We start from the raw sequence: 23192 nt of genomic DNA, 5'->3' as shown, positions 1-23192 counted from the left end.
CGACCGCGGCGTCCGGCGCGCCCTATCTTGCCGAGGTAATCTGTGGCTAAAGCGGTAAAACGCGCTTTTGTATGTAACGAATGCGGTGCGGATTATCCCCGCTGGCAGGGGCAATGCACCGCTTGCCATGCCTGGAACACCATCACCGAAGTGCGCCTTGCCGCCACGCCGGCGGCGGCGCGCAACGAGCGGTTCAGCGGCTACGCCGGCGAGAGCGGCGTGAGCAGAGTGCAAAAGCTTTCGGACATCAGCCTGGAAGCGCTGCCTCGCTTCTCTACGGGTTTTAACGAGCTGGATCGCGTGCTGGGCGGCGGCATGGTGCCGGGTAGCGCCATTTTGATTGGCGGCAGCCCCGGCGCCGGGAAAAGTACGCTGCTGCTGCAAACGCTCTGCAAGCTGGCCGGCGAAATGAAAACCCTGTACGTCACCGGCGAGGAGTCCCTCCAGCAGGTGGCGATGCGTGCGCACCGGCTCGGGCTGCCCACCGGCGAACTGAATATGCTGTCGGAAACCAGTATCGAGCAAATTTGCCTGATTGCCTCGCAGGAAAAACCGCGCTTGATGGTCATCGACTCGATTCAAGTTATGCACATGGCCGATGTGCAGTCCTCGCCGGGCAGCGTCGCCCAGGTGCGGGAATCCGCTGCCTATCTGACTCGCTTCGCCAAAACCCAGGGCGTGGCGATAATCATGGTTGGCCATGTGACCAAAGACGGCTCATTGGCGGGGCCGAAGGTGCTTGAGCACTGTATCGATTGCTCCATTATGCTGGACGGCGATTCCGATTCCCGTTTCCGTACGCTGCGCAGCCATAAAAACCGGTTCGGCGCGGTGAATGAGCTTGGCGTGTTCGCCATGACCGAGCAAGGGCTGCGCGAAGTCAGCAACCCCTCGGCGATATTCCTAAGCCGTGGGGAGGAGATGACGCCCGGCAGCAGCGTGATGGTGGTGTGGGAAGGCACCCGCCCGCTGCTGGTCGAGATCCAGGCGCTGGTGGATCATTCGATGATGGCCAATCCGCGCCGGGTGGCGGTGGGGCTGGAGCAAAACCGGCTGGCGATCCTGCTGGCGGTGCTACACCGCCACGGCGGGCTGCAGATGGCGGATCAGGATGTCTTTGTCAACGTCGTCGGCGGGGTGAAGGTCAGCGAAACCAGCGCCGATTTGGCGCTGATGCTGGCGATGGTATCCAGTCTGCGCGACCGCCCGTTGCCGAAAGATCTGGTGGTTTTCGGCGAAGTCGGTCTGGCGGGGGAGATCCGCCCGGTTCCGAGTGGACAGGAGCGGATCACCGAGGCCGCCAAACACGGTTTTCGCCGCGCCATCGTGCCGCAGGCCAACGTGCCGAAAAAAATGCCGGAAAATATGCAGATCTTCGGCGTAAAAAAACTGGCCGACGCGCTGGCGATACGGGAAGAACTCTGACGCTGAGGAAACTATGTCGTCGTTCAACTACCTGAAAAGCGCCATCAAGCAGCAGGGATGCACCTTACAGCAGGTGGCGGAAGCCTGCGGCGTCACCAAGGGCTACCTCAGCCAGCTGCTGAACGCAAAAATCAAAAGCCCGAGCGCCCAGAAGCTCGAAGCCATCCACCGTTTCCTTGGGCTGGAGTTTCCCCGGCGGCAGAAAACGGTCGGGGTGATTTTCGGCAAGTTCTATCCGCTGCATACCGGGCACATCTATTTGATTCAGCGGGCCTGTAGTCAGGTGGATGAGCTGCATGTGATCCTAAACTACGACGATCAGCGCGACCTGCGGCTGTTTGAGGACAGCGCCATGTCGCAGCAGCCCACGCTCAGCGACAGGCTGCGCTGGCTGCTGCAAACCTTCAAGTACCAAAAAAATATCCGTATTCATGCGTTCAATGAACAGGGAATGGAGCCTTACCCCCACGGTTGGGATGTCTGGAGCCGAGGCGTAAAGGGTTTCATGGCCGACAAAGGCATCGAGGCGGATTTTATTTATTCGAGCGAAAAACAGGATCTCGCGCATTATCGGGAACATCTGGGGATTGAAACCGTCATCATCGATCCCGACCGTTCGTTTATGTCCATCAGCGGAGAGCAAATCCGTCAGGATCCTTTCCGCTATTGGGACTATATTCCAACGGAGGTCAAACCCTTCTTCGTCCGCACCGTGGCGCTGATTGGCGGAGAGTCCAGCGGCAAATCCACCATGGTCAACAAGCTGGCCAATATCTTTAATACCACCAGCGCGTGGGAATATGGCCGTGATTATGTGTTCACCCATCTTGGCGGCGATGAGATGGCGCTGCAATATTCCGATTACGATAAAATTGCCCTAGGCCAGGCCCAGTTCATCGATTTCGCCGTGAAATACGCCAATAAGGTGACCTTTATCGATACCGATTTCGTCACCAGCCAGGCGTTTTGCAAAAAATATCACGGCCGTGAGCACCCTTTCGTGCAGGCGATGATTGATGAGTACCGCTTCGATTTGGTTATCCTGCTGAAGAACAATACTCCCTGGGTCGCCGACGGTCTGCGCAGTCTCGGCGCGCCGACGGACCGCGATGAGTTCCAGCGTTTACTTGAAGTATTGCTGCACGATAATCACATCCCTTACGTGCGGGTGGACGTGGCGGATTATGACCAGCGCTTTTTACAGTGCATTACCCTGGTGAAAGAGCTGTTGGGGGAGCGCTGACGGCACCGCCGACAACGCCGGCGCCCAATTTGCAGGCGCCAGCGCGGGGCGTAGCGGCCCACGCGCGGCACTAACGACCATACCGACCATACCGAGCATATCGACCATACCGAGCATATCGAGCATATCGACCATACCGACCATATCGACCATATCGACCATATCGACCAGCGCTCAGCGCAGGCCACTCGCATGGCGCAGGCGAAAAAAAACGGCGCCGTGGGGCGCCGTAACACACTGCTGGCCGTCAGGCCATTTTCTTGTACTTGATGCGGTGCGGTTGCAACGCTTCCGCGCCCAGCGTCCTTTTCTTGTACTCTTCGTATTCGGTGAAGTTTCCCTCAAAGAATTCGATGTTTCCTTCATCCTGGTAGTCGATAATGTGCGTGGCGATGCGGTCGAGGAACCAGCGGTCATGGGAGATGACCATAGCGCAGCCGGGGAACTCAAGCAGGGCGTTTTCCAGCGCGCGCAGCGTTTCGACATCCAGATCGTTGGTCGGCTCATCGAGCAGCAGCATATTGCCGCCCACCTGCAGCAGTTTAGCCAGGTGCACGCGGCCGCGTTCGCCGCCGGACAGCTCACCGACGCGTTTCCCTTGATCGACGCCTTTAAAATTGAAACGGCCCACGTAGGCCCGGCTCGGCAGTTCAAAATTACCGATGCGCATAATGTCCTGGCCGCCGGAGATCTCTTCCCACACGGTTTTGCCGTTATCCATACTGTCGCGGAACTGATCCACCGAGGCTAACTGTACGGTATCCCCCAGCGTGATGCTGCCGCTGTCCGGCTGTTCTTTGCCCGACAGCAGCCGGAACAGCGTGGATTTACCGGCGCCGTTGGGGCCGATGATGCCGACTATCGCCCCTTTAGGCAGGGAGAAAGACAAATCATCGATAAGCAGCCGGTCGCCGTAGGATTTGCGCAGCTGGCTGACTTCCAGCACCTTGTCACCCAGACGGGGACCGGGCGGGATAAACAATTCGCTGGTCTCGTTGCGCTTTTGGTACTCGACATTGTTGAGTTCTTCAAAGCGGGCCAGGCGGGCTTTACCTTTCGACTGGCGGCCTTTGGCGTTCGACCGTACCCATTCCAATTCCTTTTCGATGGATTTGCGCCGCGCCGCCTCGGATGAGGCTTCCTGCGCCAGGCGCTGATCTTTTTGCTCCAGCCAGGACGAATAGTTGCCTTCCCAGGGGATCCCCTCACCGCGGTCCAGCTCCAGGATCCAGCCGGCGACATTATCCAGGAAATAACGGTCATGGGTAATCGCCACCACGGTGCCTTCATAGTCGTGCAAGAAACGTTCAAGCCAGGCGACGGACTCGGCGTCCAGATGGTTGGTGGGTTCGTCGAGCAGCAGCATATCCGGTTTTTCCAGCAGCAGCCGGCAAATAGCGACCCGTCGGCGTTCGCCACCGGACAGGGTGCCGATTTTGGCGTCCCAGGGCGGCAGGCGCAGTGCGTCGGCGGCGCGTTCCAGTTGGTTGTCCAGATTGTGGCCGTCGTGGGCCTGGATGATGGCTTCCAGCTCCCCCTGCTCTTTGGCCAGCTTATCAAAGTCGGCGTCCGGTTCGGCATAGGCGGCATATACCGCGTCCAACCGGGTCAGCGCCTGCTTGACGACCGCCACGGCGCTTTCGATCTCTTCGCGCACGGTTTTCTCGTCGTCGAACCGGGGCTCCTGCGGTAAATAACCGATATTGATGCCGGGTTGCGGCCGGGCTTCGCCCTCGATGTCGGTATCGATGCCGGCCATGATGCGGAGCAGCGTCGATTTCCCTGCGCCATTAAGACCCAGCACGCCGATTTTGGCGCCGGGGAAGAAACTCAGCGAAATATTTTTCAAAATATGGCGTTTCGGCGGAACGATTTTGCCGACGCGGTGCATAGTGTAGACGAATTGAGCCACGTTGCGATAAGCCTCATGTTAATGGGGTTTTTGACTGTCCCGCGCGGCGGCGGGAATGAGCGGGGCAAGACCACGCCAGTGCGATAACGCAGTTTAGCCCGTTTCGGCACGTAATCACAGCATCACGGACGGCGGCAGCTCAGGCACGCGATTAGCAACGCGACGGTGGGTGGGGGAAAGGTGACCACCGGTTCGCGGCCACGGTTAAAGAACGCCACTACCGCCCACGGCGAAGGGAAAAGGAACGCGCCGGGGACGCAAACCGGTCAGGAGGGCAGTAGCGCCACCCTTCTTCCACTGCGGCGCAGAGGAAGAAACGCCGGGGGCGCAAACCGGCCAGGGGGACAGGAACGCTTCGCACCGCTTAACGGCGGTGGAGCTGGAACGCGCCCAGGGCCGTTCACCGGTCAGGAAGGCAGTACCGCCACTCTACTCCAACTGCGGCTAAGAAGGGGGAGGGCGCCAAAAACGTTCACCGACCGCCGCGGACTGTAAAAGGGGGTAAATCGCCGGCTTTCGCCGGTCTCGCGGCACGGGTTTGCTATATTAATGAAGACTAAAAACATTAATTAATAAATAATGTTTATTGTCATATCCGGCTGGCGCGATTCCGCTGGCTTGGCTAGCATGTGAACGCAAACCGGTCGGTTAAGCGCGCAACGATGTCCCCGCGGCGGGACGGGTAATCAGCTGAGGATGAGTAAAGATGGTCAAGGTGGACAGATGGCGGTTGTGGGTAGCGGCAATCGGGATGATGACGCTGCCCGTGCTGGCGCAGGCGGATTCCCTCGAGGCCCAGCGGCAGCGCTATCAGCAGGTCAAGTCGGCTTGGGACGCGCAGCAAATGGACGTGGTGGCGCAACTGCTGCCCACCCTGCGCGACTACCCGCTCTATCCTTATCTGGCGTACCGGCAGCTATCACAGGATCTCTCCCAGGTCAGTCCCGATCAAATCACTGCCTTTATCCAGGCCAACCCGACGCTGCCGCCGGCCCGCTCCTTGGCCGCGCGCTATGTTAACGAACTGGCGAACCGCCAGGACTGGTATAGCCTGCTGGCTTTTAGCCCGCAGCCGCCGAAACCGGTGGCGGCGCGCTGTAATTACTATTATGCCAAATGGGCTACCGGCAAGCCGCAGGAGGCCTGGGACGGCGCCCGCGACATCTGGCTGAACGGGCACTCTCTTCCTGACAGCTGCAACAAACTGTTCGGCGTTTGGGACCAGGCGGGCGAGCGCAGCCCGTTGGCCACCCTCGAACGGATACGGCTGGCGATGAAAGAGGGCAATACCGGTCTGGTCAACTACCTGTCAAAGCAACTGCCGGCCGAGTACCAAACTATGGGCAACGCACTGGCGGCGCTACAGGATAACCCGGCGACATTGCCGGATTTCGCCCGCAGCGTCGGCCCCACCGATTTAACCCGCCAAGCGACGCAAATTGCCTTTGCCCGCCTGGCCCGCACCGATGTGGAAAACGCCCGTTCCCTGATCCCGATAGTGGCCCGCGCGCAGCAAATGCGCGACAGCGAACGCCTGGCGCTTGAAGAGAGCGTCGCCTGGCGACTGATGGGCACCGATGCCAATCCCGAACAGGCGCGCTGGCGCGACGGGGTTATTCTGCGCGGTCATTCCACCGAATTACTGGAACGACGCATCCGCATGTCGCTGGGTCAGGGCAATATGCAGGAGGTCCGCGCCTGGCTGGAACGGTTACCGGAAGAGGATCGGCAAAAGGATGAATGGCGTTATTGGCGCGGTAGGCTGTTAATGGACGCCGGCCAGCGCGCGCAGGGTGAGGCGCTATTGCGTCCGCTGATGCAGGCGCGCGGGTTTTATCCCATGGCGGCGGCGGAGGCGTTGGGACAACGCTATGTCATTAACGTGGCGCGCGCCGCAACGCCGGACCCGGCTTTGGCGCGGGAGCCGGCCATCGCCCGGGTGCGCGAGCTGATGTATTGGAATATGGACAATTTGGCGCGCAGCGAATGGAGCGCGCTGGTGGCCAGCCGCAGCCGGCCGCAGCAGGAGCAGCTGGCGCGCTATGCGTTTTTGCAGCAATGGCCTGATCTGAGCGTGCAGGCGACGATCACCGGCAAGCTGTGGGACCATTTGGAAGAGCGCTTCCCGCTGGCCTGGCACCAAACGTTCCGTCAGGCGACTAACGATAAAGGAATCAGCCAGAGTTACGCCATGGCCATCGCCCGTCAGGAGAGCGCGTGGAATCCAAAGGTGCGTTCACCGGTGGGCGCCGCCGGCCTGATGCAATTGATGCCAAGCACCGCGCAGCATACGGCGCAGATGTTTAATATGGCAAACTACACCCAGCCTGGCCAGCTATTGGATCCGCAAATCAACATCGCCCTCGGCACGACCTATCTGGAATATGTCTATCAGATGTTCGGCCGTAACCGTATTCTCGCCAGCATCGCTTACAACGCCGGTCCCGGCAGAGTCAACAGCTGGCTTAACACCAGCGCCGGACGCGCCGATGCCATCGCGTTCATCGAAAGTATTCCCTTTTCCGAAACGCGCGGCTATGTCAAGAACGTCCTGGCCTATGACGTGTTTTACCGCTATTTCCTGCGCCAGCCGGCGAAGCTGCTGACCGACGCTGAATGGCAGCGGCGCTACTGAGTGGCGAAAAGTATGATAAGCTCATGTACTAGTTGAATGGTATGGCGGTAGCTTATGAACGCGACATCTTCCACCGCCGGCGCGGACGCCGGTGCCGATAGGCTGGAGCAGGACTGGCGCACCTTTGCCCGCCTGCTGGGCCAGGCCTATGCCGACGAGCTGCACGTGCCGCTGTTGCAGCTGATGCTTACGCCCGACGAACGCGAGGCGCTGGCGACGCGTATCCGCATTATTCAAGCGCTGCTGGCCGGCGACGTCAGCCAGCGGGAACTGAAAAACGAGCTTGGAACCGGTATCGCGACCATTACCCGGGGATCGAACAGCCTGAAGTCGGCGCCGCCGGAGCTGAAACGCTGGCTGATGCAGCAGCTGCTGAATACGCCAGTCTAGTTGCGCGGTCGGCGAGGTTCTTGATATATCGCGTTATGGAAAGGCACCAGCGCCAGCAATAGCGCTTGATGGTACACGCTGCTGCGCGTCAGGCGGCCTTCCGTGAACACGCCAATGGCGCCGCCGCGGCGCTTAATGTCCCCAATACCGGTTAATCGTGCCATTTCATGACCCAATTCTCGCCCTTCTGTGATTCCCTGTAATATACTATTAGGTAACATTAAACTGGCGGAGCGCGATTCACCCCGCAGATGTGCATTTTCAATCACCATCCAGGCAAAGGTCATATCATCTTCAACGCCGGCCTCGACGCCGACCCAGAAGTCCGCCTCAGGATTAACCTGGCGGGCGGCCATCACCCGGTTGCGCGCGCCGCTGCGGGTCTGATGATCGCCCATCGGCTGGGACGGCACGCCGCTGTCAACATCAATGCCCGTCACTCGGCAATTATCCGGACCGAACGTATCGTCAAAAGCGTGCTGAATGGCTTCAATCTTGGCCGGGTTATGGGTGGCAGCGATTACATTGTACATAGTGTTTGGTTAACTCCCGTCTCTTTCACGCAGTATAACGGAAAAAAGTATGTTACAGGTTTATCTTGTTCGTCATGGCGAAACTGAATGGAATGCGCTGCGCCGTATTCAGGGGCAATCCGACAGTGCATTAACCGCCAAGGGCGAACGCCAGGCGGAACAGGTCGCTGAGCGGGCCGTATCATTGGGTATCACCCATATTATCAGCAGCGATCTGGGCCGTACACGCCGTACCGCAGAGATCATCGCCGCCGGCTGCGGCTGCCCGATGACGGTGGACGCGCGGCTGCGCGAGCTGGATATGGGGGTATTGGAAACCCGCGATATCGCTACCCTGACCCGTGAGGAAGAGGATTGGCGTCGGCAATTGGTCAACGGCACCGAAGGCGGGCGCATTCCGGGCGGTGAGTCGATGACCGAAATGGCGACGCGCATGCATGCCGCCCTTAACCACTGCCTGACGTTGCCGGCGGGCAGTACGCCGCTGCTGGTCAGCCACGGCATGGCGCTTGGCTGTCTGATAAGCACCGTCTTGGGCCTGCCGGCCTACGCCGAGCGCCGACTCAGGCTGCGTAACTGCTCCCTCTCCCGCATGGATTACCAACAAAGCCCGTGGCTGGCGCCTGGCTGGGTGGTGGAAACGGCGGGCGATGTGTCCCATCTGGATATGCCCGCCCTGGATGAACTGCAGCGTTAACGGCGCACTGGAATCAGATATTCGCAGCGGATAGTGTGCGGCAACTCCGCGTCCGGTTTGCGCTCCGGCGGGAAGAATCGTTCGATATCGCATCCCTTGCGGCGCACCAGGCTTTGCGACGGCAGGCAGGTGCCGTACAGCGACAGAATGAAGTCCTGCAGGTCGTGGGGCGGGCCTTGATAAATAAAGCGGGCGTATTCCCCCCCATCCAGATGAACGGGCTCGCCGCCGTGGACATTTTCCGGCATGTGCTGCGGCTCAATAGCGGTGGTGTAAAGCACCTCCTGTTCATCCTCTTTCTCCAGGCTTGGTCGGGTATGATTCAGCCCGTACAGCGTCGGCGGCAGACATTTGGCCTCGCCGAGGTATTGGCGCCAGAAATGGATGCGCAGCTCGGTACGGAAGCTGCTGAGCTGCTCCAACGTGCAGGTGTAACTTTGCGTGACGCCGATCAGTTCCATTGCCGGTAGCCGAATGAACTCGGCCTGGGGCAGCGCGCTTTGGTTCAGACGAATCGGCGGTCGGATGCCGGTGGAATCCCACTCTTCTTTGCGGCGATACAGTGCCGGCGTCTGGGCAAATTGTTTTTTGAATGCGCGGGTAAAGGTTTGCTGGGAATCAAAACGGTACTGCAGCGCGATATCCAGTATTGGCCGGCTCGTCAGCCGCAAGGCCACCGCCGCCTTGGATAACCTGCGCGCGCGGATATAGGCGCCGATGGCGTGGCCGGTCACTTCTTTGAACATACGCTGCAGGTGCCATTTGGAATAGCCCGCTTTGGCGGCGACATTATCTAGCGACAGCGGCTGGTCCAGATGGCTATCGAGCCAGCTTAACAGGTCACGAATGATACCGGCTTGATCCATAACAATCCTCAGAAAGCGGTGATGGCGTCGTTAAAAAAGCGTCGACGCATAATAGCAATATTTTGGCTAACAGGTCGCCAAAGATTTATAAGCTTATTATTGCCAGTTAATATTGACCAGTCCCGCCGGCGCCCTCGCCCCGGCGGCCTCAATGGGTGCTACAGGAAAATACGCTGAACTATGAATAAAAAAATCGTTATCGCCCTGATGGGCTACGCCTTCTGCCTCGGGATGGCCCGGGCCGAGGAGGTCGGTTCCGTCGACACCGTATTTAAGCTGTTCGGACCCGATCATAAAATCGTGGTGGAAGCGTTTGACGATCCCGAGGTGCCCAATGTGACCTGCTATCTCAGCCGCGCCAAGACCGGCGGCATCAAAGGCGGCCTCGGCCTGGCGGAAGATACCTCCGATGCGGCGATCTCCTGCCAGCAGGTGGGGCCAATCACCCTAAGCGACAAGATCAAAAGCCGTCCTGAGCACGGCAGCGTGGTGTTTCAAAAACGCACCTCGCTGATTTTCAAACGCCTACAGGTGGTACGCTTTTATGATCCCAAACGCAACGCGCTGGTGTATCTCTCCTATTCGGATCGGGTGGTGGAGGGGTCGCCCAAAAATGCGCTGAGCGCGGTGCCGATTATGCCCTGGGGCGAATCGCGTCCGTAACCGCCTTTGCCGGCGCCGTGCGTGCGGCAGCGGCACCACCTGTGCCGGTCGCTGCCCGCGCTAAGGCATTGGGTTGCAAGGGGAACGGGAGCGGGCCGGGGCTATCTGGCGTAACGGGCGGCAGCCGATGGCGGCGACGGGAAGCCGTTTACCGGTGGGTGAGGAAAAGATCATCGGCCGCCCGCCCCACGGGGGCAGGCACCGTTGTCGGTGAAGCTTACTCTTCCAAATCGCCGCAGAAACGATAACCTTCGCCATGAATGGTGGCGATGATTTCCGGCGTGTCCGGCAACGATTCAAAATGTTTTCGGATGCGGCGGATGGTGACGTCCACGGTACGGTCGTGGGCCTTGAGCTCGCGGCCGGTCATTTTTTTCAACAGCTCGGCGCGGGATTGAATCTTTCCTGGATTCTCGCAAAAATGCAGCATGGCGCGGAATTCGCTGCGCGGCAGCTTATAACTCTCACCGTGGGGGCTAAGCAGCGAACGGCTATTGATATCAAGCTCCCAGCCGTTGAATTTATAGCTCTCCACCAATTTGCGCTCCTCAAGCGCGCCGCCCAAATTCATGGTGCGGGAGAGCAAATTGCGTGCGCGTATAGTGAGTTCGCGGGGGTTGAAAGGCTTGGTAATATAGTCGTCGGCGCCGATTTCCAGCCCGAGGATCTTGTCAACTTCGTTATCGCGGCCGGTGAGAAACATCAAAGCGACGCTGGCATGCTCACGGAGTTCTCGCGCCAGCAATAAACCATTTTTACCCGGCAGGTTGATATCCATGATTACCAAATTAATATCATGTTCCGACAGGGCGCGATGCATCTCTGCGCCGTCGGTAGCTTCATGGACCATATAGCCCTCGGCTTCAAAAATGCTTTTGAGGGTATTACGGGTGACTGACTCGTCTTCAACGATAAGAATGTGCGGGGTCTGCATGTTTGCTACCTAAAATTACCAACATAATTGAAAGAGGAGGTACTCAAGCCGCTGTCGTCCTTAACGGTAGCGGAGGAATAAGACGCATCCCCCAAGGCTTCAGGCCTAAGCACATCATCGTGCCCTATCGTGATTAACGCTCTGTTACCGGCGACGCTTACCTGTATTCGAGGCCTGATTTGTCAGGCTTAAATGCTGCATAGCTTACCCTTATTAACAACAATATAACAGCGTCAACAGAATTTACCACTCAAGAAAATATCATTTTGCTGACGTATATCAAAATAAACCCTAACACCTGTGCCATTTCTGTAGACAAGATTAACAGCACGGCACGTTAGATAACTTTCACGTCTCTTTATGTACCATTATCTTATATTGTTTAACCCGGCAAGGCGTTCGGGTGAAAATAACCTAACAGAACGGCCGCTGGTCGCGGCATAAGGGCGCTGGGGGGACGCAGCCCGGCGCTTGGCCGGGCGTTAATGGATTACTTTTGCTTATCGATTAGCATTATAATTACCGCAAGAGGGGCGAGAAAACGTCTATTTTTCCTGCCGCCATTTTCCACAAATGACAATAGCTGCCGCCTAATAACTTAAGTGACTATATAAATTCATCCTAGCACGGCACCTGAGGGTGCTCCCGGTTGCTTCTCGGATGCTCGCCAAGGCGCCCGGTTGGATTGACGTCACACGGCGCGCGGTGATTTCTGCTGTGATATCGGTAATGGCTAGCATAGTAGACTGCATTATCGGTAATGATAATGGGTTCCGGCGTGCGTGCGGCGCAGGCGCGGGATATTGACCGGTGCGACTCGGGTCATGCTACGGGCCGTAAAAGCAGATATTCATTGACTTTAGCGGCTGATTGCTTTAACCAATAGAGTATTAATAAAAAACAGTGATAATGCCAACCATCATGCGTACCCGCTTCAGCCACGGCACCATTATTATTACCACCACCGATACCACCACGGGTAGCGGCGCGGGCTGACGCATACAGGAATCCAGAAAAAAGCCCGCACCTTGACAGTGCGGGTTTTTTTTTAAGCTTAATTCAGGAGATGAAACAGAAATGCGAGTACTGAAATTCGGCGGTACCTCCGTCGCCAACGCGGAGCGTTTTATCCGCGTCGCCGATATCCTTGAGAGTAATAGCCGCCAGGGACAGGTGGCGGCGGTATTATCCGCGCCGGCCAAAATCACCAACCACTTGGTCATGATGATAGACCGTACGCTCAACGGCATTGATATCCAGCCGAATATCCTTGACGCCGAACAGATCTTTACCCGACTGTTGGACGGGTTGGCCGCAGCCCAGCCGGAGTTTGATCATCCGGCGCTGCGTAGCCAGGTGGAGCAAGAGTTCGCGCAGCTCAAACAGTTACTGCACGGCATTTCACTGCTGAAATACTGCCCTGATAGCGTTAACGCCGCGATCATCAGCCGCGGCGAAAAACTCTCCATCGCGCTAATGGAAGCGCTATTGCGCGCCCGCGGTTTCAACGTGACGGTCATCGGCCCGGTGGAGAAGCTGCTGGCGCAGGGGGGCTATCTGGAATCGACGGTGGATATCGCCGAGTCCACCCGGCGCATCAACGATGCCGCCATCCCCGCCGATCACATCATCCTGATGGCGGGCTTTACCGCCGGTAACGAGCGCGGTGAACTGGTGGTGCTGGGCCGCAATGGATCCGATTACTCGGCGGCGGTTCTGGCGGCCTGTCTGCGCGCCGATTGCTGCGAAATCTGGACGGATGTGGACGGCGTTTATACCTGCGATCCTAATCAGGTGCCGGATGCGCGTTTACTCAGTCAGCTTTCCTATCAGGAGGCGATGGAACTTTCCTACTTCGGCGCCAAGGTTCTTCATCCCCGTACCATCGTCCCCATCGCGCAGTTCCAAATTCCCTGTCTTATCAAAAACACCACCAATCCTCAAGCTCCCGGCACGTTAATCGGGCCCACCAGCGGCGAGGAAGGTAACCCGGTCAAAGGTATCACCCATCTGAATAATATGGCGATGATCAACGTTTCCGGCCCGGGAATGAAAGGCATGATCGGCATGGCGGCGCGGGTTTTCGCGGCCATGTCGCGCGCCGGCAGCTCCGTGGTGCTGATTACGCAATCCTCGTCGGAATACAGCATCAGTTTTTGCGTGCCGCAGCATGAGTTGGCGGCTGCCCGCCGGGCGCTGGAGGAGGAATTCTACCTGGAGCTGAAAGACGGCCTGCTGGAGCCGCTGGATGTGATTTCCCGCCTGGCGATTATTTCGGTGGTCGGCGACGGAATGCGCACCCAGCGCGGCCTGTCCGCCAAACTTTTTGCCGCGCTGGCGCGCGCCAATATCAACATCATCGCTATCGCCCAGGGATCCTCCGAGCGTTCCATCTCGGTGGTGGTGGACAATGACAGCACCACCACCGGCGTACGGGTCGCGCATCAGATGCTGTTCAATACCGATCAGGTTATCGAAGTCTTCGTCATCGGCGCGGGCGGCGTTGGCGGCGCGCTGATCGAGCAGATCCGCCGTCAGCACGCGTGGCTAAAGGATAAGCATATCGACTTGCGGGTATGCGGAATAGCCAACTCGCGCGCTCTGCTGACCAATGTGCACGGCATCGACTTGGCTAACTGGCAGGGGGCGTTGGCGGAGGCGCGCGAGCCGTTCAATTTGGGGCGGCTGATTAGGCTGGTGAAAGAGTATCACCTGCTTAACCCGGTCATCGTCGATTGCACCAGTAGCGAGGCGGTGGCCAACCAGTATGCGGATTTCCTGGCGGACGGCTTCCACGTGGTGACGCCAAATAAAAAAGCCAATACCGCCTCAATGGATTATTACCATCAAATGCGCGCCGCCGCCGCGACCTCGCGCCGTAAATTTCTTTATGATACCAACGTCGGCGCCGGTTTGCCGGTTATCGAAAATTTACAGAACTTATTGAATGCCGGTGACGAGTTGACCCGCTTTTCCGGTATTCTTTCCGGCTCGCTGTCGTTTATTTTCGGCAAACTGGATGACGGTATGTCGCTGTCGGCGGCAACGCTTCTGGCGCGCGGCAACGGCTACACCGAACCCGATCCGCGCGATGATCTGTCCGGTATGGATGTGGCGCGCAAGCTGCTGATTTTGGCGCGCGAGGCGGGGTATACGCTGGAATTGGCGGATATTGATGTCGAGCCGGTGCTCCCGGCGGGCTTTGACGCCGGCGGCGACGTGGAGACGTTCCTGGCGCGTCTGCCGGCCCTGGATGATGAATTCGCCGCCAGAGTGGCGAAGGCGCGCGCCGAAGGTCAGGCGCTGCGCTATGTGGGCAGCATTGACGAAGGACGCTGTAAAGTCAAAATCGAGGCGGTGGGCGCCAACGACCCGTTGTTCAAAGTAAAAGACGGGGAAAACGCGCTGGCGTTTTCAACCCGCTATTATCAGCCGTTACCGCTGGTGCTGCGTGGCTATGGCGCCGGCAATGATGTCACCGCCGCCGGCGTTTTCGCCGATCTTTTACGCACGCTGTCATGGAAGTTGGGAGTTTAACATGGTTAAAGTGTATGCGCCGGCCTCAATCGGCAACGTCAGCGTGGGATTTGATGTGCTGGGCGCGGCGGTGTCGCCGGTGGACGGGACGCTGCTGGGCGATTGCGTCAGCGTGACGGGCGCCGAGATCTTCAGTCTGCACTGCGCCGGGCGTTTCGTCGACAAATTGCCGGCGGAGCCGGAGCAAAACATCGTTTACCAGTGCTGGCAGCGATTCTGCGAGGCGGTGGGTAAAACGGTACCGGTCGCCATGCGGCTGGAAAAGAATATGCCCATCGGCTCCGGCCTGGGATCCAGCGCCTGTTCGGTGGTCGCGGCGCTGGTGGCGATGAATGCCCATTGCGGCCGACCGTTAAACGATGACCAAATGCTGATGTTGATGGGGGAAATGGAAGGGCGCATTTCCGGCGGAGTGCATTTCGATAATGTAGCCCCCTGTTTTCTCGGCGGCATGCAACTGATGCTGGAGGAGAACGGCATCATCAGCCAGCCGGTGCCGGGGTTCGACGATTGGCTATGGGTGATGGCCTACCCGGGCATCAAAGTGAGTACCGCCGAGGCGCGGGCGATTCTACCGGCACAGTATCGCCGCCAGGACTGTATCAGCCATGGCCGTTATCTGGCGGGCTTTGTGCATGCCTGCCATACCCGGCAACCGGCGCTTGCGGCTAAGCTGATGAAAGATGTCATTGCCGAGCCCTATCGCACCCGGCTGCTACCGGGCTTCGCCGACGCGCGTCAGGCGGTGGGCGATATTGGCGCGCTGGCCTGCGGTATCTCGGGCTCGGGGCCGACGCTCTTTGCCATCTGCGATCGCCAGGATACCGCGGCGCGCGTCGCCGACTGGCTGACGCAGCACTACCTGCAAAACGACGAAGGTTTTGTTCATATTTGCCGCCTGGATACCTCCGGCGCCCGTATAATGATGGATTAAATGATGAAACTGTACAATATCAAGGAACACAATGAGCAGGTCAGCTTCGCCCAAGCGATCAAGCAGGGCCTTGGCCGTCAGCAGGGGCTGTTTTTTCCCATGGAACTGCCCGAATTCGCCCTAACCGAGATAGACGAGTTGCTGGAAATGGATTTCGTTAGCCGCAGCGCACGTATTTTATCGGCCTATATCGGGGATGAACTGCCGCCGGAACGCGTCTTGGCGCGGGTGACGGCGGCGTTTGAATTCCCGGCGCCGGTGGTGCCGGTCGCCGAGGATATCGCCGCGCTGGAACTGTTTCACGGCCCAACGCTGGCGTTCAAGGATTTCGGCGGCCGCTTTATGGCGCAGATGCTCACCGAAGTCGGCCAGGGCCAGCCGGTGACCATCCTTACCGCAACCTCCGGCGATACCGGTGCCGCGGTGGCCCACGCGTTCTACGGACTTAAGAATGTGCGGGTTGTGATCCTCTACCCCGAAGGCAAAATCAGCCCGCTGCAGGAAAAGCTCTTTTGCACGCTGGGCGGCAATATTCATACCGTGGCGGTAGAGGGGGATTTCGATGCCTGCCAGGCGTTGGTGAAGCAGGCGTTCGACGATGAAGAGCTGAAACAGACGCTGGGGCTGAATTCCGCCAACTCCATCAATATTAGCCGGCTGCTGGCGCAGATTTGTTACTATTTTGAAGCGGTGGCGCAACTGCCGCAGCAGGCGCGCAATCAATTGGTGATTTCGGTGCCGAGCGGCAATTTCGGCGATCTTACCGCCGGCCTGCTGGCCAAAACCTTGGGGCTGCCGGTGAAGCGTTTCATCGCCGCCACCAACGCCAATGATACCGTACCGCGGTTTCTGAGCGGCGGGAAATGGCTACCCAATCCCACCGTGGCTACGCTGTCAAACGCGATGGATGTTAGCCAACCCAATAACTGGCCGCGGGTGGAGGAGTTGTTTCGGCGCAAAAATTGGCAGCTGACGACGCTCGGCTACGGCTGCGTCGACGATAAGACCACCGCCGAAACGATGCGCGAGCTGGCGGGGCTGGGCTATATTTCCGAGCCGCATGCCGCTATCGCCTACCGTCTGCTGCGCGACGGCCTGCAGCCCGGGGAGTTCGGTTTGTTCCTCGGCACCGCCCATCCGGCCAAGTTCAAGGAATCGGTAGAATCCATCCTTGGGCAGAATTTGCCGCTGCCGCCGGCGCTGGCGGTACGCGCGACGTTACCGTTGCTGTCGGCGCGCATGCCGGCGTCGTTCAGCGACCTGCGTCATTTCATGCTGGAACTGCCGCGATAGCGTCCCGTCAGCGGCTCGCGGGCGGCGGTGCCGGCGGTTTGGCAGAGCGAAGATCGATTTGCCGCCGATAGCGTGCGGTAGGCGTTTGTCGCGCCTGCGCCGCCGGCGGTTTGGTGCCGACGATCCGGGATCGTAGCGCCGTCGACCAGCGCGAAGCGCCGGTGGTTGCTATTGCCGTAGCGCTAACCGGCCTGCTGCGGTCGTTTGAACACCCACTCATTCTCGCTCGACGCCGCGGCGTCAAACCGATAACCGCCGGCATTGAACGCTTGCAAGGACCGGGGCTGCGTCAGCGCTTCGGTAATCACGAAGCGGCACATCATGCCGCGGGCTTTTTTGGCGTGAAAACTGATTACCTTGTACTGGCCGTTTTTCTCATCCAGGAACACCGGTTTGATAACCCGGCCGTTGATGCGGTCCGGTTGCACCGCGCGGAAATACTCGTCCGACGCCAGATTGATCAGGATCGGGTCGCCCTGTTGCGCCAGCGCCTGGTTCAATTTATCGGTCAGCGCGGCGCCCCAATAGCGATACAGATCGGCACCGGCCGGGTTGGCCAGACGGATCCCCATCTCCAGCCGGTAGGGCTGCATCAAATCCAGCGGACGCAATATGCCGTACAGCCCTGACAGCATCCGCAGGTGCCGCTGGGCGAAATCGAATTGCGCCTCGCTAAAGGTTTCCGCCGCCAGACCGGCATAAACATCCCCTTTAAAGGCCAGTATCGCCTGGCGCGCATTGTCGGGGGTAAACGGCGTTTGCCAGGCCTGGAAACGGGCGGCGTTCAGATCGGCCAGCTTATCGCTGATACCCATCAAGGTGCCGAGACGCGACGGCGTCAACTGCCGGCACACGTCGATAAGCGCCGTCGATTGGGGCAGCAATTCCGGCTGCGTGTAGCGATGGGTCGCCAGCGGACTCTGATAATCCAGCGTTTTCGCCGGAGAAATAACCATTAGCATTGCAGGTTCCTGTTATAGCGAAAAAATACGGGCGCCGGTCATGCCGCGCCGGCGCGTACTAGCCATCGCGAGGGAGCGGGGCGGCCGCCCGGCTGTTTTTATCGCGCGGCGTCGCCGGCCGAACCCAGAGACCCGGCGCCAGCTGCGGCGCGATAGCGGGAAAATTCGCCGCATAAAACGTTGGCAGCTTACCGATAGCGCGCTGGCTATTGTAATCATTCGCCAGCATCAACACGACCGGCGACAGTAACAAAAGGGCGATAAGGTTGGTTATCGTCATCAGTCCCATCGCCAGATCCGCCAGCCGCCACACCACCGAGACCTCCGCCACGCAGCCAAATAGCACCATGGTGAGCGTCAGCAGACGCAGCAGCCATTTCAGTTTCACCGGCTGCGGCACGAAAAAGCGCAGGCTGCTCTCCGCATAGGCGTAATTGCCAATAATGGCGGCGAAGGAGAACACAAACACCAGCGCCATCAGTAGCGGCATGCTCCAGTGCCCGGTCACCGTGGCGAGCGATTGATAAATCAGCGCGATGCCGTGGATATCGGCGTGGGCGTGCTCCAGCGTGCCGGAAGTAAGAATAATCGCCGCCGTGGCGCTGCATATCACCAGCGTGTCGATAAAGACCGCCAGCATCTGGATATAGCCCTGTGAGGCGGGGTGCGGCGGCCAGGGCGCGGCGGCGGCGGCGATATTCGGCGCCGAGCCGGTGCCCGCTTCGTTAGAGAACAGACCGCGCTGTACGCCTTGGAAAATCGCTTGCGCCAAGCCATAACCCACCAGACCCGAGGCGGCCGCCGGCAGGCCAAAGGCGCTATTGAACACCAGCGCGGCCACCGCCGCAATCTGGTGCCAGTGGTGCAGCACCACCCAGCCCGCCAGCAGCAGATACAGCAGGCCCATGGCCGGTACCAGCCACTGGGTCAAGCGGGCGATGGCGCGCAGGCCGCCGAAAATCGCCGCCGCGCACAAGATAAGCAGCGCCAGGGTAATCGGCCAGCGGCCCATACCGGATAACTGCTGCGCCGATAGCGTAATCGCGTTGGCCTGCACGGCGCTGAAAAAACCGCCATAGCCCGCCAGTAAAAAGAGGGTGAATAGCGTGCCCATCCAGCGCAGGCCGAGCCCGTTGGCCATATACCAGGCCGGCCCGCCGCAGGCGTTGCCGCAGGTGTCGCGTATTTTGTACAACTGTGCCAAAGTGCTTTCCGCAAAGGCGGTCGCCATGCCAATCAGCGCCGCCAGCCACATCCAGAAGATGGCGCCCGGCCCGCCCAGGATCAGTGCGATGGCGACCCCCATTAAATTACCGCAACCGATACGGGCGGCAAGAGAGGTGCATAAGGCTTGGAACGGCGAAATGCCGCCGCCGCCGCGCGTCCCTGAGTCTTTGAGGATCGTGAAGGTGTGGCAGAAATGGCGTATCTGGATGAAACCGGTGCGCAGCGTGAACCAAATGCCGGTACCCAACAACAGATAAATTAATAGTGAATCCCATAACAGGTTATTGATAAAATTCAATAGCTCAGCCATCGTTCCTTTTCTCCCGCTCCAGCGTCCCGGCTGGGTGTTGTAGGGTCTGGGCGCTTATTTTACCCATTTTACGCATGATTTCACCGATAGGTGCGACAGGTAAAAGCCCGCGTCCGGCCGCTTTTCGCCGCCGCCGCCCGTGCTATCATTCTCGCGCTGCACAGCCCGCTCCGTGCTACACGCGACAACATGAGACCATGATTATGACAGACAAACTCAGTTCCCTGCGTAAAATGACCACCGTAGTGGCCGATACCGGCGATATTACCGCCATCAAGCGCTATCAGCCTCAGGATGCGACCACCAACCCGTCGCTTATTCTTAACGCCGCCCAAATCCCGGAATACCGCGGCTATATCGACGACGCCCTCTCCTGGGCGCGCGGCCAGAGCAACGATCGGGCCGCACAGGTGAACTATGCCGCCGATAGGCTGGCGGTCAACATCGGTAGGGAAATACTGAAGTGGGTGCCCGGCCGCATCTCCACCGAAGTGGACGCGCGACTCTCCTACGACACCGAGGCCAGCGTCGCCAAGGCCAAGAGCCTGGTGAAACTTTACAACGATGCCGGTATCGGCAACGAACGCATTTTGATCAAGCTGGCCTCGACCTGGCAGGGCATTCGCGCCGCCGAACGGCTGGAAAAGGCGGGGATCAATTGTAATTTGACGCTGCTGTTTTCATTTGCCCAGGCGCGTGCGTGCGCCGAAGCGGGCGTGTATCTGATTTCGCCGTTCGTCGGCCGAATTCTCGACTGGCATAAGGCCAACGGTGAACGCCAGACCTTCACGCCTGATGAGGATCCCGGCGTGGTATCGGTTACCGCCATCTATCGCTATTATAAAGAACACGGTTATGACACCGTTGTGATGGGCGCCAGTTTTCGCAATAGCGGCGAAATCCTGGCGCTGGCCGGCTGCGACCGGTTGACCATCGCGCCTGCGTTGCTTAAAGAGCTGGCGGACAGCGAAGGGGAGCTTGAGCGTAAACTTTCTTATACAGGAGCGGTTAAAGCGCGTCCGGAAAAGTTAACGGAAGCAGCATTTCTTTGGCAGCATCATCAGGATCCAATGGCGGTGGATAAACTGGCGCAAGGCATCCGTAACTTTGCCGTCGACCAGGAAAAGCTGGAAAAAATGCTGGACGAACTGCTTTAACGCTGGCCGCCGGTTTTGCAGCCGGCGAGGGCGAGATAGAACGTTTACGGCCCTGCGCGGGCCGTTTTACATGGCGCCGTCGGTTGGCGTCCGCGATCGTGGTTAAGGAGAACATCATTATGCAAACATGTCGCATCGGCCTGGTATCGGTTTCAGACCGCGCCGCACGCGGTGTCTATGTCGACCAGGGGCTGCCGGCGCTCGAAGCCTGGCTGAACCGCGCCCTGACCAGCCCGTTCACCCTTGAGACCCGGTTGGTGCCGGACGAGCAGCCCCTGATCGAGCAAACGCTACGCGAACTGGTGGATGAAAGCGGTTGCCATTTGGTGCTGACCACCGGCGGCACCGGGCCGGCGCGGCGCGATGTCACCCCTGACGCAACGCTTGCGGTGGCCGATCGTGAAATGCCGGGCTTCGGCGAACAAATGCGGCAAATCAGTCTGCACTTTGTTCCCACCGCCATCTTGTCGCGCCAGACCGCCGTGATTCGTAAGCAGTCGCTGATCCTCAATTTGCCGGGACAGCCAAAATCGATTCAGGAAACGCTGGAAGGCGTGAAGAACGACCGCGGCGACATTGTAGTCCAGGGCATTTTCGCCAGCGTGCCTTACTGCATGCAACTGCTGGACGGCCCTTATCTGGAAACTGAGCCGTCGGTGGTCACGGCGTTTCGACCCAAAAGCGCCCGCCGGGCCGCGGAAGAGTAAACGGTGTGGTGAAAGGTCCGCCGCTCGCGCCGCCACATGGCCTAATCATCCGTCGTCTGCATCGCGCATAGCTGCGATATCGCTGCCGCTCGCGTGGCGTACATGAGTTATTGCCTGAAGGGTAAACATTTTTACCCTATCAGTAAGTTTAAGTTTACAAGCCGTGGTATATTGTTGCCATTTACCTTGTCAAGCGCAGATGATTATGCATGACGAACATCACCGCCGGCTGGACCGGCAGGATTGTAAGACGCTCACGCTTGCGGCATTAGGTGGCGCGTTAGAGTTTTATGATTTTATCATTTTTGTGTTTTTCGCCGGGGTCATGGGGCAGTTATTTTTCCCGGCTGACATGCCGGAGTGGCTGCGCCAAATGCAAACTTACGGTATTTTTGCCGCGGGTTATCTGGCGCGCCCGCTGGGGGGCATTGTCATGGCCCATTTTGGCGATAGGGTGGGGCGCAAGAAAATGTTTACCCTGTCTATCTTATTGATGGCGCTGCCGACGCTGGCGATCGGGCTATTGCCGACCTATGCGTCGCTCGGCATCGCGGCGCCGCTATTGCTGCTGTTGCTGCGGATCTTGCAGGGCGCGGCCATTGGCGGCGAAGTCCCCGGCGCCTGGGTCTTTGTCGCCGAGCATGTGCCCTCCCGGCGCATCGGCTTCGCCTGCGGCGCCCTCACCGCCGGGTTGACCGTCGGCATTCTGCTCGGCTCGTTTGTGGCCACTCTCATCAACCAACTACTCCCCGCCAGCGCTATCGCCGCCGGCGGTTGGCGCATCCCTTTCTTTATCGGCGGCGTCTTTGGTTTGTGCGCTATGTATTTGCGCCGCTGGCTGCGGGAAACGCCAATCTTTATCGAGCTACAGGCGCGCAAAGCGCTGGCCCGCGAGCTACCGCTCAAATCGGTAGTGATGAGTCATAAAAAAGCGGTGGCGATATCCATGTTGCTGACCTGGCTGCTTTCCGCCGGCATTGTGGTGGTTATCCTGATGGCCCCGCTGTGGCTACAGCAGCAGCGCGGCATTAGCGCGCCCGTCGCGCTGGAGGCCAATTGCGTGGCGATAATCGCCCTGGCGTTCGGCTGCATCGTCGCCGGTGTGGTGATTGACCGATTCGGGGCGCGCAAAACCTTCATTGCCGGTTGCGCCCTGTTGGCTATCGCCAGCTGGATCTTTTACCACAGCGACGTCACCCAACCGGCGCAGCTGTTTCTGACCTATGGTAGCGCCGGCTTCTTTGTCGGCATCATGGGCGGCGTGCCCTTTGTGATGGTCCACGCCTTTCCGGCGCCGGTGCGGTTTAGCGGCATTTCCTTTTCCTATAATATCGCTTACGCCATTTTCGGCGGCTTGACGCCGATGGTGGTGACCTTGCTGATGAGCGTCACACCGATGGCGCCGTCCTGGTACGTGCTGGCGCTGGCGTTGATGGGGATTGCGTTGGGGTTCGCGCTGCCGGGGAACGCGAAGCGTATGCTGCCCAGCAGCGATGGGGCCAAGGCGGCGCTGTAGGCGGGGCGTATTGCCGGTGGACCGCGCAAGGCTCAGGCCAGCGTGCGGCGACACTGGCCGGCGGCGGGTAACAGCGTGCGGCGTCGGCACTGGCCGGCGTCGGCGGCGGGCAAAAATCCTCGGTCGTCGGGGAAGATGGCAAGCTTAAAGAGCCGTGTCAACCCGGCGCGGTAACGCCGGCGCTATGCACGCGGTATGTGTGCGCCCTGAACGCGCGTCACGCCGCCGCTGCAATGGAAAATAGCCTAATT

Annotated in this window: 19 protein-coding genes and 1 other annotated feature; of the genes, 12 read left to right on the top strand and 7 right to left on the bottom strand. The window is 59.1% G+C overall.

Annotated elements, in window-relative coordinates:
• The first annotated feature begins 42 nt into the window (after positions 1-42).
• Together radA and nadR are read left to right on the top strand one after the other, a co-directional pair.
• A complete protein-coding gene (gene radA, locus SANT_RS17460) occupies positions 43-1425 on the top strand; it encodes a DNA repair protein RadA (RefSeq protein ID WP_025423546.1) in 1383 nt (460 codons plus the stop codon).
• 13 nt (positions 1426-1438) lie between these two features.
• Positions 1439-2668 carry a multifunctional transcriptional regulator/nicotinamide-nucleotide adenylyltransferase/ribosylnicotinamide kinase NadR gene (gene nadR, locus SANT_RS17455; RefSeq protein WP_025423545.1) on the top strand — a complete coding sequence of 410 codons (1230 nt, stop codon included), beginning with the start codon at positions 1439-1441 and terminating at the stop codon, positions 2666-2668.
• Here the strand turns inward: nadR and SANT_RS17450 are convergent.
• Together SANT_RS17450 and ettA are read right to left on the bottom strand one after the other, a co-directional pair.
• The gene (locus SANT_RS17450) at positions 2624-2830 is read right to left on the bottom strand and encodes a hypothetical protein (protein WP_025423544.1); all 207 of its coding nucleotides are present in this window, start codon (positions 2828-2830) and stop codon (positions 2624-2626) included. The two genes, nadR and SANT_RS17450, sit on opposite strands and share 45 nt — an antisense overlap.
• A gap of 85 nt (positions 2831-2915) precedes the next feature.
• The gene (gene ettA, locus SANT_RS17445; RefSeq protein ID WP_038668744.1) at positions 2916-4580 is read right to left on the bottom strand and encodes an energy-dependent translational throttle protein EttA; all 1665 of its coding nucleotides are present in this window, start codon (positions 4578-4580) and stop codon (positions 2916-2918) included.
• A gap of 706 nt (positions 4581-5286) precedes the next feature.
• On the opposite strand from ettA, the gene sltY reads away from it, so the two are divergent.
• Positions 5287-7215 carry a murein transglycosylase gene (gene sltY / locus SANT_RS17440; RefSeq protein ID WP_038668742.1) on the top strand — a complete coding sequence of 643 codons (1929 nt, stop codon included), beginning with the start codon at positions 5287-5289 and terminating at the stop codon, positions 7213-7215.
• A 54-nt stretch (positions 7216-7269) separates the two neighbouring features.
• Complete coding sequence (gene trpR / locus SANT_RS17435; protein ID WP_025423541.1) at positions 7270-7605, top strand: trp operon repressor; 336 nt, start codon at positions 7270-7272, stop codon at positions 7603-7605.
• Here the strand turns inward: trpR and yjjX are convergent.
• Positions 7602-8138 (bottom strand): inosine/xanthosine triphosphatase, encoded by a 537-nt coding sequence (gene yjjX / locus SANT_RS17430; protein ID WP_025423540.1) that lies wholly within the window; start codon positions 8136-8138, stop codon positions 7602-7604. The two genes, trpR and yjjX, sit on opposite strands and share 4 nt — an antisense overlap.
• Positions 8139-8187: 49 nt before the next feature.
• On the opposite strand from yjjX, the gene gpmB reads away from it, so the two are divergent.
• Positions 8188-8835 (top strand): 2,3-diphosphoglycerate-dependent phosphoglycerate mutase GpmB, encoded by a 648-nt coding sequence (gene gpmB, locus SANT_RS17425; RefSeq protein WP_025423539.1) that lies wholly within the window; start codon positions 8188-8190, stop codon positions 8833-8835.
• Here the strand turns inward: gpmB and robA are convergent.
• A complete protein-coding gene (gene robA, locus SANT_RS17420; RefSeq protein WP_025423538.1) occupies positions 8832-9701 on the bottom strand; it encodes an MDR efflux pump AcrAB transcriptional activator RobA in 870 nt (289 codons plus the stop codon). The genes gpmB and robA overlap by 4 nt on opposite strands.
• 180 nt (positions 9702-9881) lie before the next feature.
• Between robA and creA the strand changes: the two genes are divergently transcribed.
• Complete coding sequence (gene creA, locus SANT_RS17415) at positions 9882-10364, top strand: protein CreA (protein WP_025423537.1); 483 nt, start codon at positions 9882-9884, stop codon at positions 10362-10364.
• Positions 10365-10581: 217 nt separating this feature from the next.
• Here the strand turns inward: creA and arcA are convergent, their stop codons facing one another.
• Positions 10582-11298 (bottom strand): two-component system response regulator ArcA, encoded by a 717-nt coding sequence (arcA, locus tag SANT_RS17410; protein WP_025423536.1) that lies wholly within the window; start codon positions 11296-11298, stop codon positions 10582-10584.
• Between the two features lie 931 nt (positions 11299-12229).
• Positions 12230-12349: a sequence feature (Thr leader region), on the top strand.
• 26 nt (positions 12350-12375) lie between these two features.
• Here arcA and thrA point away from each other — a divergent pair.
• From thrA to thrC, 3 genes are read left to right on the top strand one after another with little or no spacing between them, the layout of a single operon-like run.
• Positions 12376-14835, top strand: coding sequence for a bifunctional aspartate kinase/homoserine dehydrogenase I (gene thrA, locus SANT_RS17405; protein WP_025423535.1), 2460 nt, complete (start codon positions 12376-12378; stop codon positions 14833-14835).
• Position 14836: 1 nt separating this feature from the next.
• Complete coding sequence (thrB, locus tag SANT_RS17400; protein WP_025423534.1) at positions 14837-15769, top strand: homoserine kinase; 933 nt, start codon at positions 14837-14839, stop codon at positions 15767-15769.
• Between the two features lie 3 nt (positions 15770-15772).
• Positions 15773-17062, top strand: coding sequence for a threonine synthase (gene thrC, locus SANT_RS17395; protein WP_025423533.1), 1290 nt, complete (start codon positions 15773-15775; stop codon positions 17060-17062).
• Between the two features lie 182 nt (positions 17063-17244).
• Here the strand turns inward: thrC and yaaA are convergent, their stop codons facing one another.
• Both yaaA and SANT_RS17385 read right to left on the bottom strand, forming a co-directional pair.
• Positions 17245-18024, bottom strand: a complete 780-nt coding sequence (gene yaaA, locus SANT_RS17390; RefSeq protein ID WP_025423532.1) for a peroxide stress protein YaaA — start codon at positions 18022-18024, stop codon at positions 17245-17247.
• A 58-nt stretch (positions 18025-18082) separates the two neighbouring features.
• Entirely contained in the window at positions 18083-19561 is a 1479-nt protein-coding gene (locus tag SANT_RS17385; protein ID WP_025423531.1) for an alanine/glycine:cation symporter family protein, read from the bottom strand.
• Positions 19562-19764: 203 nt separating this feature from the next.
• Between SANT_RS17385 and tal the strand changes: the two genes are divergently transcribed.
• The 3 genes from tal (at position 19765) to SANT_RS17370 (ending at position 22941) form a co-directional block, all read left to right on the top strand.
• Positions 19765-20718 (top strand): transaldolase, encoded by a 954-nt coding sequence (tal, locus tag SANT_RS17380; protein ID WP_025423530.1) that lies wholly within the window; start codon positions 19765-19767, stop codon positions 20716-20718.
• Between the two features lie 119 nt (positions 20719-20837).
• Positions 20838-21425, top strand: coding sequence for a molybdopterin adenylyltransferase (gene mog, locus SANT_RS17375; protein ID WP_025423529.1), 588 nt, complete (start codon positions 20838-20840; stop codon positions 21423-21425).
• Between the two features lie 205 nt (positions 21426-21630).
• Positions 21631-22941, top strand: a complete 1311-nt coding sequence (locus SANT_RS17370) for an MFS transporter (RefSeq protein WP_025423528.1) — start codon at positions 21631-21633, stop codon at positions 22939-22941.
• Positions 22942-23192 lie beyond the last annotated feature (251 nt).

Origin of the sequence: Sodalis praecaptivus (assembly GCF_000517425.1) — a bacterium.
Taxonomy (GTDB): Bacteria; Pseudomonadota; Gammaproteobacteria; order Enterobacterales; family Enterobacteriaceae; genus Sodalis_A; species Sodalis_A praecaptivus.
Note: the sequence above shows the minus strand (reverse complement) of the source record. Positions and strands in the feature narration are given on the sequence as shown.